Origin of the sequence: Pseudomonas sp. JV245A, assembly GCF_032424515.1 — a bacterium.
GTDB classification, from domain to species: domain Bacteria; phylum Pseudomonadota; class Gammaproteobacteria; order Pseudomonadales; family Pseudomonadaceae; genus Aquipseudomonas; species Aquipseudomonas protegens.
In genome coordinates this window covers 1-756 of record NZ_VYKE01000465.1, presented here as the reverse complement: position 1 = coordinate 756, position 756 = coordinate 1, and the positions used below count along the sequence as shown (strand labels likewise).

The following is a 756-nucleotide window of genomic DNA, read 5'->3' as shown; positions in this document are numbered from 1 at the left end:
CCCTGGCGGCGCTGCCCTGGGTGTTCCTGGTGCCGCGCCCGCCGGTGGCATTCGCCTGGCTGGCGGCCTACGGGCTGATTTTCGGCGTCGCCATGTGGGCCCTGATCAACCTGGGGATCGAGCAGGGTGTGGCTCCGGGCACGGCTGCGCTGTTGATCCAGTTCAGCGCCTTTTTCTCCCTGGGCTGGGGCGTGTTGCTGTTCGGCGAGCGCCTGCGCCTGCAACAGGTGCTGGCCACGGCCATTGCCCTGTGGGGGCTGCTGCGGATCATTGGCGACAGCCCCGGGCATGCCACCAGCCTGGGTTATGCCCTGCTGCTGGTGAGTGCATTCAGCTGGAGCGTGGGCAACGTCATCATCAAGCGCTGCGGGGTGCGCGAGGTGTTCGCTTTCGTGGTCTGGGCGAGCCTGTTTGCGCCATTGCCGCTGCTGGCATTGACCTGGATAAGCCATGGTGCGGCGCCGTTTCTGCAACTGGCCGGGCAAGTGTCCGCCGGCGCGGCCTTGTCGCTGATGTTTCAGGTCTATGCTGCAACGCACTTTTGTTACTGGGGCTGGAACCTGTTGCTGCGCGAGTATCCGGTCTCCCGGGTGGCGCCCTTGTCGCTGTTGATCCCGGTCTTCGGCATGGCCGGTTCGGTGTTGATCCTGGGGCAGCGGCTTGGGGCCGAGGAGGGCATTTCCATGGGCCTGATCCTGCTGGCGCTGGCGGTGGGGCAATTCGACTGGCGCCGGTTTTTCACCCTGGGTCGCCGTT

Annotated in this window: 1 protein-coding gene; it reads left to right on the top strand. The window is 65.9% G+C overall.

The genetic code is table 11. From position 1 onward, the window contains the following. A partial coding sequence (locus tag F6S12_RS32465; RefSeq protein ID WP_315869952.1) for an EamA family transporter occupies positions 1 to 756 on the top strand: 756 nt, incomplete at both ends.